This is a genomic window from Luteolibacter sp. AS25, assembly GCF_046736275.1.
Classification (GTDB): domain Bacteria; phylum Verrucomicrobiota; class Verrucomicrobiia; order Verrucomicrobiales; family Akkermansiaceae; genus Luteolibacter.
In genome coordinates this window covers 2242868-2257891 of record NZ_CP151837.1, presented here as the reverse complement: position 1 = coordinate 2257891, position 15024 = coordinate 2242868, and the positions used below count along the sequence as shown (strand labels likewise).

13 protein-coding genes are annotated in these 15024 nt (G+C 50.5%); 11 read left to right on the top strand and 2 right to left on the bottom strand.

Annotated features, from left to right (window positions below):
* Positions 1 to 14 precede the first annotated feature (14 nt).
* Positions 15 to 1133, bottom strand: a complete 1119-nt coding sequence (locus AAGA79_RS10510; RefSeq protein WP_411825755.1) for an MGDG synthase family glycosyltransferase — start codon at positions 1131 to 1133, stop codon at positions 15 to 17.
* 77 nt (positions 1134 to 1210) lie between these two features.
* Between AAGA79_RS10510 and AAGA79_RS10505 the strand changes: the two genes are divergently transcribed.
* The 3 genes from AAGA79_RS10505 to AAGA79_RS10495 all read left to right on the top strand — a co-directional run bounded on the left by AAGA79_RS10505 (position 1211) and on the right by AAGA79_RS10495 (position 5520).
* Positions 1211 to 2326, top strand: a complete 1116-nt coding sequence (locus AAGA79_RS10505; protein ID WP_411825754.1) for a hypothetical protein — start codon at positions 1211 to 1213, stop codon at positions 2324 to 2326.
* Positions 2323 to 4506, top strand: coding sequence for a sulfatase (locus tag AAGA79_RS10500; RefSeq protein ID WP_411825753.1), 2184 nt, complete (start codon positions 2323 to 2325; stop codon positions 4504 to 4506). The genes AAGA79_RS10505 and AAGA79_RS10500 overlap by 4 nt, the downstream gene beginning before the upstream one ends.
* 66 nt (positions 4507 to 4572) lie before the next feature.
* Positions 4573 to 5520 carry a YHYH protein gene (locus AAGA79_RS10495; RefSeq protein WP_411825752.1) on the top strand — a complete coding sequence of 316 codons (948 nt, stop codon included), beginning with the start codon at positions 4573 to 4575 and terminating at the stop codon, positions 5518 to 5520.
* A 3-nt stretch (positions 5521 to 5523) separates the two neighbouring features.
* Here AAGA79_RS10495 and AAGA79_RS10490 read toward each other — a convergent pair whose 3' ends face one another.
* Positions 5524 to 6813 carry an aminopeptidase P N-terminal domain-containing protein gene (locus AAGA79_RS10490; RefSeq protein ID WP_411825751.1) on the bottom strand — a complete coding sequence of 430 codons (1290 nt, stop codon included), beginning with the start codon at positions 6811 to 6813 and terminating at the stop codon, positions 5524 to 5526.
* A gap of 601 nt (positions 6814 to 7414) precedes the next feature.
* On the opposite strand from AAGA79_RS10490, the gene AAGA79_RS10485 reads away from it, so the two are divergent.
* The 8 genes from AAGA79_RS10485 (at position 7415) to AAGA79_RS10450 (ending at position 14969) form a co-directional block, all read left to right on the top strand.
* Positions 7415 to 8074 carry a phosphoribosylanthranilate isomerase gene (locus AAGA79_RS10485; protein WP_411825750.1) on the top strand — a complete coding sequence of 220 codons (660 nt, stop codon included), beginning with the start codon at positions 7415 to 7417 and terminating at the stop codon, positions 8072 to 8074.
* Positions 8071 to 8865: a TatD family hydrolase gene (locus AAGA79_RS10480; protein WP_411825749.1), complete on the top strand. Its 795-nt coding sequence runs from the start codon at positions 8071 to 8073 to the stop codon at positions 8863 to 8865. The genes AAGA79_RS10485 and AAGA79_RS10480 overlap by 4 nt, the downstream gene beginning before the upstream one ends.
* Before the next feature lie 95 nt (positions 8866 to 8960).
* On the top strand, positions 8961 to 9374 hold the full coding sequence (locus AAGA79_RS10475; protein ID WP_411825748.1) for a LysM peptidoglycan-binding domain-containing protein: 414 nt from the start codon (positions 8961 to 8963) through the stop codon (positions 9372 to 9374).
* Positions 9375 to 9377: 3 nt separating this feature from the next.
* A complete protein-coding gene (locus tag AAGA79_RS10470; protein WP_411825747.1) occupies positions 9378 to 10337 on the top strand; it encodes a TlpA family protein disulfide reductase in 960 nt (319 codons plus the stop codon).
* Between the two features lie 161 nt (positions 10338 to 10498).
* Positions 10499 to 11194 carry a BlaI/MecI/CopY family transcriptional regulator gene (locus AAGA79_RS10465; protein ID WP_411825746.1) on the top strand — a complete coding sequence of 232 codons (696 nt, stop codon included), beginning with the start codon at positions 10499 to 10501 and terminating at the stop codon, positions 11192 to 11194.
* Positions 11195 to 11451: 257 nt separating this feature from the next.
* Positions 11452 to 11928, top strand: coding sequence for a hypothetical protein (locus tag AAGA79_RS10460; RefSeq protein ID WP_411825745.1), 477 nt, complete (start codon positions 11452 to 11454; stop codon positions 11926 to 11928).
* Positions 11929 to 11953: 25 nt separating this feature from the next.
* Positions 11954 to 12976 carry a M23 family metallopeptidase gene (locus tag AAGA79_RS10455; RefSeq protein WP_411825744.1) on the top strand — a complete coding sequence of 341 codons (1023 nt, stop codon included), beginning with the start codon at positions 11954 to 11956 and terminating at the stop codon, positions 12974 to 12976.
* Positions 12977 to 13046: 70 nt separating this feature from the next.
* Positions 13047 to 14969: a hypothetical protein gene (locus AAGA79_RS10450; RefSeq protein ID WP_411825743.1), complete on the top strand. Its 1923-nt coding sequence runs from the start codon at positions 13047 to 13049 to the stop codon at positions 14967 to 14969.
* The last annotated feature ends 55 nt before the right edge of the window (positions 14970 to 15024 follow it).

Genomic DNA, 15024 nt, shown 5'->3' with positions numbered 1-15024 from the left:
TTAAGAGTTAAACTTCAAGGAAGAGGCTTGCGAAGTTGATCGCTGATGAAATCGACGGCGCGGATGGCACCATCGTTTCGATCGTGTATAGCTAACGCATTTTTCATTTTCCGCCAGCGCGAGGCGTTATTTGCGAGTATATCTAAAATTGAGGTGGTGAGGTCCGCTGGTGTTTCTGCGAGATCGCCGATGCCCAATTGCTGCAAAAGTCTTAGATTTCCTTCCTCCTGGCCGGGGACGAGGTGGTGGATGAGCATAGGGCAGCGCGCTGCAATAGCTTCGTGAACGGTGGCGCCGCCGGCTTTTCCAATGACGAGATGATGCGAGTTAAGCAGTTGGGGCACTTTTCTGGTCCAGCCCAGGAGGCGGACACGGCCGGGGAATTCGTCTTTGATCTCCTTTGCCCGCGAGTAGAGATGACGGAAATTTTTTCCCATCACGATGGTTAATTTCACGTCTGGATTCGCATTCAGGATTGCGCGGCTGTGGCGGCGGATGAACGGTTTTTTTGAAGTGGCGAAGTAGAGGATACGGAAGGGTTTGCAGGGATCCTCCGGTAAGACGGGTGTGAGGGTGGTGAATGACGGGTTTACGGGAAAGCCTGTGGGTATGAGTTTTTCCTCCGGGAGGCCCCAGCAGCGCATGGTCTCGAGTGTGAGCTGATCGGTGACCAGAAAGTAATCTGTAGGGGCGCGTAGCCAGGATGCATTGATCTCGATGGAGTCGGTGACGACAGTGAAAATAGGAAGGTTCATTCCTGCTTCCGCCATGCTGCGCTTCAGGAAATACGGGTAAACGGGGTAGGTGGAGACGACTGCGGTAGGACGATAGTCTTCGACAAGTGTTTGAAGGTAGCGTTCCGGTTTCCCCATGAGTGGAAGGTTCGGGCGGGAGAAATCGCAGTCATCGGTGCCTTTGTAAATTTTCTCCCAGAGCTTCGGAAAGTGAGTGGTGACGAGGCGGTAGCCCCATTCCATGATAGCTGTGGTGTGTGGGATGGCGAGGATGCATGGATCTGCCACTCGGGCTTCGATTCCCGCTTCTTTTGCAGCAAGTGCAAGGTTTTTTGCGGCGCTGTTATGGCCTTCACCGAAGGCTGCTGTAATGATGAGGAGTTTGGGAGTAGGAGTCATCTTCGGCTTTGCGTGGCGACTTTAAGTTAGAGAGAGGCATTGCGTCGATGGACTTTTATGCTTTCCTAATGCCGCCCATGGCGAAGGAAAAAGAAAAGGTCGAGCTGAGGCCGATTGATGAGGAATCTAGTGCGGAGGAAGCTGTGATACGCCTTCATAAAGGTGGTGCGTCCGAAATTTCAGATAACAAAGTTGCTGCGGGCGATGAGGGAGTGGCGGAAAGTGGTAAGAATAAGGGGACGGAGCGCAGGGAGCGTAAAATGCGGCCCAAGGATCCTAGCATTGATAAGTTGAATCAAGCGAACGCTGTAGTCGCGGCCAGTCTGGAGAATGAATGGCAGAAAGAAGAGGGCGGAGGGAAGCGCTTTCTGTGGAGCTGGCTGGTGGTTCTGCTTGCTGTTCTGGGTGTAGGGATTCTGTGGGCGGTGACCAAGGTGGGGCGTTCCCAGGAGAAAGGCAAAGCACTGGTGGAGCAGGTGGACCAGGTGCTTGAAAAAGAAAAAGTTTCGGAGGCTGAGGCGGAAAAGGTGGTTTCTACCATTTCAAATACTGTCAAAAAGGTTCTGGAAGCTGAATCTGTGGATGAAATGCTCGGGTATGTCAGACACCCGGAGCGGGTGGGGCCGTTGATGCTTGATTATTATTCAAGGGAGCCACTGGTGACACTGGAGATTGAAGAGATTGCAGCTTTGCAACCGATCACGGTAGAAACGTATGCGACATTCTGGGGCGTAGGATGCAGGCTCAGTGGCGGTGGATATGAGCAGCTTCTGGTAGAGATCCTGGAAAACGGAGAGGCGAAGGTGGATTGGGAAACACTAGTGCTCTATCAGCCGATGGACTGGAACGAATTTGTTAGAAGCAGACCGAGGGGGTTCACGGGGGATTTTCGTGTGAATGTGACGGATGATAATTTTTTCAGCCATGAGTTTGCAGACAGTAAGAAATATTTATCGCTGCGTTTGAGCGTCTTCAATGAGGAGGAGGTAATTTTCGGCTATGTGGAGAAGGCAAGTCCGGCGGGTCTGGAAATCCAGAGAATCTTCGAGGAAAATGAAAATGAGTTAGAGATTCCCATGATTTTAACACTTCATGTGCCGGAGGAGGCAATTTCCTCGAAAGGGGTGGTGGTTTTAGCTATGCGATCGCCGCGGTGGATGTATGTCGAGTCTCCGGAACAAGAAGTGGAATGATGCGAAAAAGAGCTTTGAATAGGATTTCCAGACCGGTGGGTTTTCTGGGTGTGTTACTGGGCGTCAGTGTGTTCTGCGTGTTCCAGTATTGCGTGGCGCTGCTGAGACTGACGGATCAATCGAGCGGAATGGCTAACAAGTTCAGTGCCTTGGCGCGGGATAAATACATGGACTTCCTGATCCTGGAGAATCTGTATGTGCTTCTTGCGTATTTGATCCTCGGAGTCTGTTTTGCATTTGTATTGCAGCCTTTCGCTTGTCTGCTTTGTGCGAAATATCGATTTTTCCAGGGATGGAAGCGCTTTCTACCGGGAGTTATCGGTGCGTTTCTAATTCACGGGTATTTCACCCTGAGGCTGGTGGAGACACGGCCCTATTTCCTCGACGATGCGAAGTTTGGCTATTGGTATTACGAGATTTTAAACGTGGTGCCTGATGTGGCCAAACCGGTGGTCTTCGGTCTTTTATTCTCGGTGCTTCCGGTCGCTATTCTCGGTTATGTGTTGGTTTGGCACTGGCGCGGATGGACTGGGGCAAGGCGTTTGATCGCGGGAGCGGCAGTTCTTGGCTTGAGTGGATTGATTGTGTGGAAAGCGGGTCTCTTCGGTGGAACGGCGCGCGGGAAAGAGATGGCAGACGATGGTGAGCGGATGAATGTGATCGTGATAGGTTCCGATTCCTTGCGGGGAGATAAACTTGGTTATTCCGGCTACGTGCCACGGAGGAAGGATGGTTTGGCGGCAGGCGGAGTATCGCCGGTGATCGATGAGCTGGCAGGGCGCTCAATTGTTTTGGAGAATTGCTATACTCCGATTGCTTCAACTCTGGAGTCCGGGACGTCGATGATGGCGTCGCAATATCCCCATAAACATGGCTTCCGGCACATGTATCCAAATAAGGAGAGGGTGTTGCAGACACAGGCGGAAACCGAACCAATTGCGGGAGTTCTGGCGCAGAAGGGATATGATACGGCTGTTTTCGGCGACTGGTGCGCGGGGTATTTCGAGCTCATGCCGCTGGGTTTCGAGAATGTATCGGTTTCGAGTTTTGATAATTTCAAAATCTACATGAGTCAGGCGGTGATGATGGCTCACTTCGTGGTGCCATTGTATTTCGATCATCCGGTTGGCTACGCCATTTTTCCACAGCTGGGCTCATTCGCGCAGTTTGTGACGCCCGATGTAGTTACGGAACGCGTGGAAAAACGGCTGGGTAATGTGTCGAAAAAAGGGAAACCGTTTTTCTGGCATGTATTTTACTCCTGTAACCACTTGCCGTATCGCAATCCCGAACCCTATTCGAGTATGTTTACGGACCCTAATTATATGGGGCCGAACCGGAACGGGGTCGATTTCGACATCGACTCATTTATCGGTGGTACGGACTTGGAAAATAAGTGGAATGTGCTGCCAAAGAAGGAGATTCAGCAGATCCGGGATCTCTACGATGGGTGCACGCGTCAGTTTGACGACAATGTCGGGAAAATTTTAGCGGCGCTGGAGAAAAACGGTCTCGCGGAAAATACGATCATAGTGATCACGGCGGATCATGGAGACAACCTGTATGAGGAAGGTGTCACACTCGGGCACGGTCTTACATTCAATGGAGAACTACACGCGAATCATGTTCCGTTGGTCTTCCATGTGCCTGGAATGGAAACCAGGCGTGTGAATGAGATTGTGAGGACCATTGATATTGCACCGACAATCACGAAGTTGCTGGATGTGGAGCAGCCTGCCTCGTGGCAGGGTAGGAGTGTTGCTGGATGGATTGATGGTTCCGAGGTGCCGGAAGACCGGGCATTTTACGGAGAAACAGGTTTTCCATTCATCCAATTCCGTGTGAACGGTGTGGAGCGTCCGAAGCTGCCACCAATGGACCAGATGACGGAAATTGTGGAATCCTTCAACTATCAGTTCGTGCTGAAAGAGGAGTTCGAGGGGCCGTTGGTGGCTGCGAAGCAACGGTGCCTGATGACGAAGGATTGGAAGCTGATCTGTACTCCTTCCGCGGATGGCGGTAGGCACTTCGACCTGTTTAGCTATGCTGGAGACGGGTATGAGAAGGTAGAGCCAAGCGCTGGAAATGATGCGGAGTTTTCCAGTTTGAGAAAAGCACTCGAGAGCTGGATGGATGAGGGGATCGAGACTCCTGCAGCCGGTATTTTCTCTGGAATTTAGGGTGCGTGAAGTGAAGCACTCGAATTTGTTGCATTTGATCCGGATTCATGTGATATAGATGGCTCCATGAAAAAGGTGATAGGGCTGTGGATGGTGATGGGAGTTTGCGCCGGTGTTTACGGGCATGAGTCAAAACACAATCCTGTGACTGTGGAATTGGCCCCGGAAAAATTCGATCAGAGTAATCTGATGGGGGAGATTGAGAAGCGCTCCGAGAAAATCGGAGACGGGAGCGAGGTGGAATGCTGGGTGATTCCAATCAAGTCCGTGCCGACGGAACACGCTATGGGTCCATGGTGTCCGGCCTCGACGAGTGACGATAAGAGCAAAGGAGGAATTTGGCTGAAGGATGGGGAGGTCTATGATGTAGACGGACCATTCGTAGCTAATCTGGCGAAGCTATACGACGACGCCGATTGGAATCTGGTGCGTGAGGATGGCACGATCAAAGTGACCGATACCGAAGAAGCATTTATGGGGGCTGCGAGGCCGGATGTGGATCCCCGGTATGAGAATCACTGTGTGGAATGCCCTCCGGAGGTGAAGGTCAGCGAAAATACCGTTTACATAATTCCAGCGAATCCAGTGATGAACGAGAAGGCTACGAGGCTTTCACGTGGAGGAATCGGTGTCGCATTCAATGGGGTGAATTACGATCCGCCAGCTCCTCTTCATGCAATTATCGGCGCGCACACGATCGCGCCTCTGGATGTTCATGGCGGCCATATGAATCCTTTCGAGGGATATCACTATCATGCTGCGACAGGCTCGACAAAGGAGGTAGCACAGGACGATGTGCATGCGCCTATGATTGGCTATATCATCGATGGCTTCGGGCTCTATGCCCACCTGGACAAGGAAGGGAAAGAGCCGGAGGGCCTGGATGAATGCGGCGGGCATTATGATGAGGTCAGAGGATATCACTATCATGCCGGAAGCCCTGGAAGTAACCAGATCATCAAAGCCTTTCGGGGCACGCCGGGCATGGTAATGCGGGTGCCTGACGAGGAGTGAGGTCTACGCTTTCATGAGTCTTTCAATGTCATCGGGTTCAATTGGAATGCTGCCCATTAGGTCCAGGTTTTCGGTTTCTCCGATGACGTAGTTATTTTCCAGCCGGATACCGATGTTTTCCTCCGGGATGTAAATGCCCGGCTCGATGGTGAATACCATTCCTACTGCCACGGGTTCATTTGGAGGGGAAACATCATGCACATCCAGACCGAGGTGGTGGGATGTGCCGTGCATGAAGTATTTTTTTACGAGGGGTTTCGAGTCGGGCTGTGCAGCGGCTTCTTCGGCGGTGAAGAGTTTCAATGAAATGAGTTCTTTCTCCATCCGGAAATGAATTGCCTTCTGGTAGTCAGCAAGCTGGATACCCGGGCGCAGTATGCTGTTGGCAAAGCGCATGACCCTCAGGACCGCTTCATAAACCTCCCGCTGACGTGGTGTGAACTTACCTGAAACGGGGATGGTGCGGGTCATGTCAGAGTTCCAGCCGGCGTATTCGGCTGCTACATCCATGAGTAAAAGGTCTCCATCTTTGAGTGGTTGATCATTGGCTGTATAATGGAGGACACAGGTATTACCCCCGCCGGCGATGATGGGATGGTAGGCGAATCCCTTCGAGCCGGAGCGGATGAACTCGTGAATAAATTCCGCCTCGATTTCCCATTCCCCGACTCCATTTTTGACACGAGGAAGTATACGGCGGAAGCCGGCTTCGGTGATGCGGCAGGCTTTTTCTATAAAGTGAATTTCTTCGGCTGATTTCTGCGCACGTAGCTTATGGAGAAGCGGTGCAAGACGCTGATATTGATGAAGGGAAAACTGGCTTTTGCATTCCTTGATGAAGCGATCATTTAGGGTTTCGACCTTTGAATCCGCCCGTGGATGCTCGTTGGTGGGCAGGTAGATGTTCTCGGTCTGGGGGATGAGCCGATCGAGTGCGGCATGAAATGCGGAGGTCCACTGGACGTTTTCAATACCGGTGCGTTCGGTAGCCTGTGCCTTGGTGAGTTTGGCTCCTTCCCAGATCGCGATGGTGGGGTTCGTCTCGCGCACGAACAGAATTTCGCGATCGGATGGGTCGTGTGCGTCCGGAAAGAGAAGAAGTATGGTTTCCTCCTGAGCTACTCCGGTGAGGTAGAAAAGGTCGTTACTTTGCTTGAAAGGGAGGGTGGCATCAGCATTTGTCGGGTAGATATCGTTCGAGTGAACAATTGCGATGCTGCTTTCTTTGAGAAGTGTCGCGAGGTTTTCGCGGTGGGTGGAAAATAGTGCTGACGTGGGTGTTTCGGTGCGCATTTCCGGAAAGGTAGGTCCTATGCCGGATTTTCCAATGCGTGAGTGAGCGGGACGCTATTTTGCGCGCTGTTTTTTCGGCTTCTTGTCGTCGTGGTTTAGCTTCATTTCATCTTCCTACGGGGTAGCGGCAGGAATTCCCTTCGCCGGGATTTCTGCTCCCGATAGCCAGGCGATCGCGTTCAGGAAAACCCTCGCTGGCCGTCGTTCTGCCAGTTTTCGTGGAAATGGCCTCCGATGAAGCCGAATGCGCGTTCACCACTGGGGTCTTCCGGTTAGCCGTTTTCCACGACGGTGGTCTGAAAGCCCAAGTTTGAATTTGTAGGGTGATTGGCGAGAAGCATCTAGCCTTCAGGATGCACGTGTGCGCCGGGGTCGTGGCTGGGTTTTCCGGCGATAAATATTACCTTCTTCTTTTCCTAGCCGCTTCGTTCATCCGCATTCGTGGTCATCCAAATACTGGCGAAAACGATGCCGACGTTAGCATTGAGGTAAAGAGGATTGAATTTCACATGGTCGGGACCGGGAGAAGGAGATTTTGGAAAGTCTTTTTGGATGATCGCTTGTATTACTGGGAATGCTGTGGGTTTCTTGCGGAGAGGATATGAAACTGGACGATTTTTTAGATAGCCGAAGCACATCTTTGAAGATTTGCGGGGTCACCACATTTGATGACGCAAGGGGATTGGTGGAGCTAGGGGTGCCTGCCGTGGGTTTTAATTTTTGGCCGAAATCAAAACGGTATCTCGATCCGAGAAACGGGGAATGGATGAAGGACCTAGCCGGCGAGATTTTGAGGGTAGGGGTATTTGTAAACGAAGACTCTGATTTACCTTTCAGATTAATCCGAGATGGGATGATCGATGTTGTCCAGTTGCACGGCGATGAGGGCCCGGAAGTCACAGCGCGTTTCGCGTGTGCTGGGATCCCGGTTATCCGGGCTATCGGCGTGAAATCCGCGGATGATTTCGCGAAGGCTGAAAGTCAGCAGGCGGATGCGATACTTCTGGATGCACATGCTCCCTTGGTTTTCGGAGGAACAGGTGCGACTTTCGACTGGGGATTGGCGGAAGATTTTAAAAGTAAGTTTCCGGAAATCCCGATGATACTTGCCGGTGGAATCACCGCTGAGAATGCAAGAGAGGCGGTAGAGAGTGTGGGACCGGTAGCGCTGGACGTAGCCTCGGGAGGCGAGATTTCACCTGGAATCAAGGATTTCGAGAAGGTACGGAAATTATTGGAAGCGTGCGGAGGTGCTAAATGATTACGGATTCACATTGTCATCTAGGTTCGGACCGTTTCTCCGCGGAGGAGAGGATTGAGATCATCTCCAGGGCCAAGCAAGCAGGAGTCAGTAGAATGGTGACGTTGGCTACGAGTCTGGAGGATATCGGAATTAATTTGGAAATTGCAGATGATCCGATGATCCGGGCAGCGATAGGAATTCATCCATGTGACGTGCACAATGCTCCTGATGATGCTGTTGAGCAGCTTGCTGAATTCATCGGGGATGATCGTGTATGTGCGATTGGTGAAACTGGTTTGGATTATTATCATCCTGCTCCCGATGGGTGGAGCGAGGGTGACTACAGGAAAAGACAGAGGGATTTCTTGATCCAGCATTTCAAATTGGCAGAGTCTGCAGGACTGAATATTGTGATTCACACGAGGGACAAGGAAGGCAGAGAGTCTTTCGAGGATGCGTTCACTATCTACGAAAAATTTGCCGGCCGGGTGAAAGCTGTTTTCCATTGCTTCATCTCCGAATGGGAGCTGGCGGAGAGGGTAATCTCACTGGGTGGAATGGTCTCCTTCGGGGGCGTGGCCACTTTCAAGAATGCCGAACTGGTCCGGGATAGCGTGAAGAGGTGTCCGGCAGGTAGCTTCATGCTGGAGACGGATTCTCCGTATTTGGCGCCTGTTCCCATGAGAGGGAAGAGAAATGAACCGGCTTTTACGATTCATACCGCAAAGGTGATCGCTGAGATACGTGGCGAAAGTATTGAGGATCTGGCCGCACATACCGAGCGGGCTGTTGCCGATTTTTTTCGATAGGCAAAATGAATTGTTTTGAATAGATCGATGGCAACCAAGCGTAGTGTTCCTACGAGGCATTTGGTTGCCTGTGAACAAATTCACAAACTTTTTTAATGAAATCATATATTCTTTCATCTGTAGTTCTCGCTTCCGGCATTCTTCTTAACTCCTGCTCCTCCAATCTGGGCGGGGAGGAATACGATGTTTCCAACCCATATGCGGCACCGGATTATCCGGGTGATGACACCAGCCCCTACGAGCCTGCTGCTGCCAATAACAGTGTAAATCCAGCCTACGATGCGCCTGCGGCTTATGAAGATGCAGCGCCTGCATATGAGGCTCCGGCAACACCAACCTATCAGGCACCTGCGGTTAGCCAGACCCAGGTTCATACCGTTGGGCGCGGGGATACCCTCTGGGGAATCAGCAAAAAATATGGTGTCAGCGTTAGTGCGATCAAAGCAGCCAACGGGTTGACTAGCGATGTTGCTGTGCTGGGTGCCAAGCTGCAAATTCCAGCATCGTAAGTTATGTTTTTAAGAGCTGTTCTCGGATCACTTGTCATCTGCTGTGGGCCGGTCTCCGCTCAATTCAGCGAGTTCGTGGAGCCACAGCTCACTCCCAAGGAAAATGCGATCGAAGAGATCCTTTCCGAGAGGCAATCGCAGGAAGCACTTGATAAGGCTGTAGCCGGGGCACGTGCCCTTGGTGTGCCCGAACAAGTGATTCTGGAGGCGAGATTTTTGTTCCATGTCGATCGTGCCGAGGACAAGGAAATCGCGAATCTGCTGCCGGCGTTCCGGAAGCAGAAAGAACTGTTCAACTTAACCGAATCGGAAGTCTTCGGAAGTGTCGATGATTGGCTGGCGGTTACGGAATATGTGGAAGCTCTCGCAGCTTTGGATGAGAACGATATGGATCGTTTCAAACATCATATTACAGAGGCTTTCTGGCTGAGCCCAAGGCAAGGGGCCGCATTCGCACCTCATATCGATAGGATCCGTTTGATGGATGCGATGAAGTCGGTGAGAGTAGATTTCGACAGAAAATATTTGGACGTTCTCTCCGATGGTTCGGTCTCACTAGGCGAAGTTCTGGGGGCACGTAGAGGAGTTTTATTACATTTTTGGTCTCCCTGGAGCCGTGAGTGCGAGGCAACGCTTCCTGATTTTCTCACCACTGCAAATCACTTGATCTCAAAGGATCTGGCAGTGGTTTCCATACTTCCGGAAACTTCCCAGAAGGTGATCAATGATGCCAAGGCAATGCTGAAAGCCGCTGGTGAGGTAATACCGGGTGCGTGGTTGGTAGATACCAAAAAGTCGCCAATAACGAATAAGCTCAAGGTTCAGAGTGTTCCTGTAGTGGTTCTATTGGGGAAAGAGGGAGAAGTGCTCTTCAATGGGCATCCCACAGAGGAAGAATTCTGGAAATCTCTGGAGAAACTCAACCCAGAGATCATGAGGCCAGAGGCACGAGAGAACCAGTAGTTCGAGTAGAGTTATATACTATTCGTCCAGTAGTTAGCTTGTTTTTCGTGCCAAATCGTCACGATTGAATAGTTGTCTGAACTTTGGGGTTACTATGTTTGATCTTGACTTGACTATGAATTCCTATTTAGAGGTCATAGTAGTAACGGAAAAGAATTCTTATGGCGGAGCATGTGCACCCATCAAATCTCGAACTCCAGGCCCTATCGGTATTATGGCACGAAGGCCCATCTACAGTCAGCGTGGTGCTCGAAAGTCTGCCCGATGGAAAAGCAAGGGCATACACTACGGTGCTTTCTGTATTGCAGAGCCTCGAACGGAAAAATCTAGTGAAGTGCACCCGTGCGGGTAGGGCACATGTTTACGAGCCTTCATGTCCTAAAAAAGAAGTTATAGTAAAGGCAACCCGGGATTATATTCTCAACACTTTTGGAGGACGTCTCGGTGAGGCCGTTCTCGCTACCCTCTCCGCCGGAGTATTATTGCCGGACGAGATATTGAATACCGAACGCGAACTCCAACGACATAAAAATATGGCTGCAAAAAAATCAGCAAAGAAAAGCGCGGCCAAAACCGCAAAGAAATTGTCCAAAAAGGTAGCTGCTAAAAAAGCGTCTACCAAGAAGGTAAGTAAAAAAGCGGCAAAGAAAGCACCTTCTAAAAAGGTGGCTGAGAAGAAAACAGCAGCTAAAAAGCCTGTGAAGAAAGCAGCAAAGGTCGCCAAGAAGGCCGTCAAAAAGGTAACGAAATCAGCTCCGAAGAAGGTTGCCAAGAAGGCAGTGGTAAAGAAGGTTTCGAAGAAATCCCCAAAGAAGAAGGAAGATAAAAAAGCACCGAAAAAAAAGAGTAAGAAGTAGTGAGTTTTAATCATCTTCGGGTGATTATCTCATTTTTTAGATAGACGAAGGGTGCATGCTCTTCGTCTTTTTTATGCTGTTCTCAGTTGCGCACGCCCAAGCCGATGAAGCCCGCTCTAGCAAATTTGGTGGGAGCTAGATTAGAGAGGTCGGCGATGTGCGGAATTCGATTTTCCTTCAGTTGTTTCACGAAGAGATAGGCTGGACGCTTAAGTATTTTTTCTTTCTTAGCGGCTGATTAGTAGTTTCACTGCTGCATGTTTTCTCCAATTCGGTTGCTTCTTATCTTCGTGCTGGCTTTAGGCACTTCCACTGTTTGGGCAGGGGGGAAAAAGGAGGTCGCGCGTATATCCTTCCATATCGAGACTGAGGGGACGGATAATCCGAAGATGATTTTCCCTTACGAGATGTTCGGAAAACAGAGGTTCTTCCGCAGAATCCCCGAGGTTTCTTCCAAGGATATCGCAGGATACACTCCATTTCCGGCAGATGATCAAATGTCCTATGGCGCTGTTTTCAAGTTGAAGGGTGCCGGACAGCGGCGTCTGGCTGCGATCACCTCGGCCAATATCGGAAAATGGATGGTGTGCCAGGCCTTTGGAAGGCTCGTGGACGGAGTAGTGATTGATGAGCCAATCAACGATGGTGCATTGGTGATCTGGAGAGGGTTGAGTCTGCAGGAGATCAACGAACTCGATAAGTCCATCGATAGAATTGGCGAAGATAAACCTTAATACGAAGATGCTCAGATTAATTCTCATGGGATTCTATTCCCTTACATCCCTTCTGTGTGTGGCAGAACCATTGCAGATACAGCTTCCTACGGAAAACAAGGCGCTCTTGAACGGGCATCCCGAGCAGTTCTTCATGTATGTTGACCGGAACTTTGAAGGGGAGGTAACCCAACCATGGGAGGGAGGCGCTTTCGGCTATGTACGTTCTCCGATCCGCGTAGGCGGAGAGGTGGTAATGACTCGCTTTCACGAGGGAATTGATATTCAACCAATCAAGCGCGACAAAGCGGGGAATCCCCTGGATCTGGTGATGAGCATTTCCGAAGGTAAGGTAGTCCATATCAGTCCTGTTGCAGGTCGCAGCAACTACGGAAAATACGTGGTAGTGGAGCATCAGTGGGATGATTCCAGGGTTTACTCACTATATGCGCATTTGGCAGAAATAACTGTTGGGATCGGTGATCCGGTTATCGCTGGATCTGTCTTAGGTAGAATGGGTTATACCGGAGTCGGATTAAATCGGACGAGGGCGCATCTTCATCTGGAGGTGGCTCTGATGATGAGCGCGAATTATGAGGGCTGGCATGCGAAGAATTTCGGTAGTGCAAACTACCACGGGAACTTCAATGGAATGAATCTCGCCGGCGTGGATGTAACAGCCCTGTTTCTGGAAAGGGCCAAGGATCCAAACCTTACTTTCAGTCAGTTCGTGCTGAGCAGGCCAATGCAGTTCAAGGTGACGATTCCCCTAAAATCAGCGGACCCTGATTTTCTCCAGCGCCATCCTTGGATGAAAGGAACGGGGGAGCCAGATGCGGTGTCATGGGAGATCGGCTTTGCCGCAACAGGTCATGCCATCTCGTTTACCCCCAGCACACGGCCGGTTAACGGGCCTACTTTAACTCATTTGCGTCCTTCAGAAATACCACAACGATATCTAACGAGAGGACTTTTGACCGGGGAGGGGACGGATACGACACTTTCTTCCGGTGGGAAGAATATGCTTGCTCTGGTGCTTGATGATTTTCCTATAAAGTCAGGCCGCTAGTAATTTGTGCATCATTTGGTCTCCTGTTTCCGTGTTTTCAAATTTGAACAATTGGTGCATCGTTTCCTAGGTGAATAAACTCAGTTTCCTATTTCTCATGCTCACGGTTCTACCTCTGGTAGCGAGTGACCCGGGAACCGCAGCGCTTGCTTTTTTAGAAAAGCTTAGGACCGGGAATGTAGATTACGGCCCTGACGGAGATACGGCACTTCAGGCAAATACCTCAAAGGGCAAACAGGAACAGATCCGCAAGCAATTGGAGCGGGTGGCGCGCGGCGTTGCCGATGGGCGGCTGGAATTGGGCGATATAAAGCAGGATGGAGATTACGCCGGGGTGCTTGTGCGAAAGATTGGATCCTATGATTCCTCTGACATGAATGTATTCCCTATCGCATTGGTAAGGGAAAATGGGAAGTGGATGCCGGCTCCGGTCGTAGCCTCCTTTGAAAACGCTGTTACGGGATATACGACGCAGGTGAAGAAGCGTCTTGAAGCTCTTGAAATTTGGATGCTCCGGCAAAGGGTGGAAGATTTGGAATTTATAATTTCAGAATCGGGAGAGCGTATGAGGAGGGAAATTCTCGAGGAATTCCCGCCAGAACAGCTGACGAATGAGTCACCCCGAAAGTTTGTGGAGGGATTTTTGGAGGCCTGTAAAACGGGAAACCAAGCTGCAATTCTAGGGTATTTGGGTGGGCTGGAGAAGAAGAAGCCAGAAGACTGGTCAGAGCGGTTGAAGGTGTCCGAGATGGTGAATGACCGAACGATCATAAATGGTTTCCCTTGGCGTCTGGTCGTCTCGGAGGAGGTGGTTCGCGAAGTAGTTCACGAAGATCTGGATGAACGTGGTGGCACGATCTCAATCGCATGTCTGGATCCTGCACTTGTCTCCATGCATGGCAGCTTGTCGAAAATCAAGCTACTGCACATCTCGGTCCGGAAAGGGGCTTCAGATAGGTTTTTGATAAATCTACCTCAGGCTTTGATCCTCAACGACATGGATGAGCTTCACACCGATGAGGATCTGGACGTTGACCTTCTTGACCTGTTCACAACGAGGTTGCGTGGAATCGACGGGGCCAAAGGTTCTGAATCGCCTGAGATTGCTTCAAAATCCGTAATAGAGGGCCTGAAAACCGGAAATTTAAGAACTTTGCTGACTCGTGTTGATTTTGAAGGGACGGCAAAAAAGGCACGGATTGCAGCAACGAGTGCGGCGGAAATATGGTGGTCGGTGAACGATCCTTCGATTCTCCGGATACCGGTGCAAGTAGGTTTCAAGGAACAGGGTGATTTGGCCATGGCGAGCTACCAATGGTTCTCAATGACCTACCCGGATCGATTTGAACTTAGAACATTTACGTTCAAGAAAACGTCCGGTGGCTGGATGTGGGTGCCGGGTATAGTTTCTCGGGACGAGCGGGAGGATCAGGATATCTTGAATGAGTGGGCTAAAAAATCATCCGCCGAGTGGGAGAAGGGTTGGATGAATATCCTGATGAGGGAGAGCGTGAGATTGGAAAAAATTGATACCTCCCGTCTTGTGACTGACGAGGACGCAGAGGAACTGATGGAGCAGTGGAATATGGCAATGAGGAGCGGGAAAATTGAAAGTGCGCTTGGTTTGAGCGCTTGGTGCGACTCCAAAGGGGGCCTTCCTGTGAAATTACTGAGAAATATCAACTATGCAGTAACGGACGCACGCGAGGTTTCTGCAGAGTTCCACGGTATCTTCCGCAACGATTCCTGGGTAGCTGTGGCTGTGAAACATACAGGCGATAAAGAAACGTATTTCTCATTTCACCCGATCGTTTTGACCGCGGAGGGACCAAAGATGTTGCCGGAGATCGATCTGATCGTGGGTAGGGACCGGACCCGGCGTTTTCTGAATGAGCAGGTTTTCAAGAAACTTGGCGAAAACTGTGATCCCGAGGAGGTTTCCGAATTGGAGGGACTGTTCCAGACTTTTTCCGAGCAGGTCGAGAGCGAATAGTTAAGATGCCTTAAATTGAAAGATTTCTTTTTAGTCATAAGTGCTTGATTTTCAG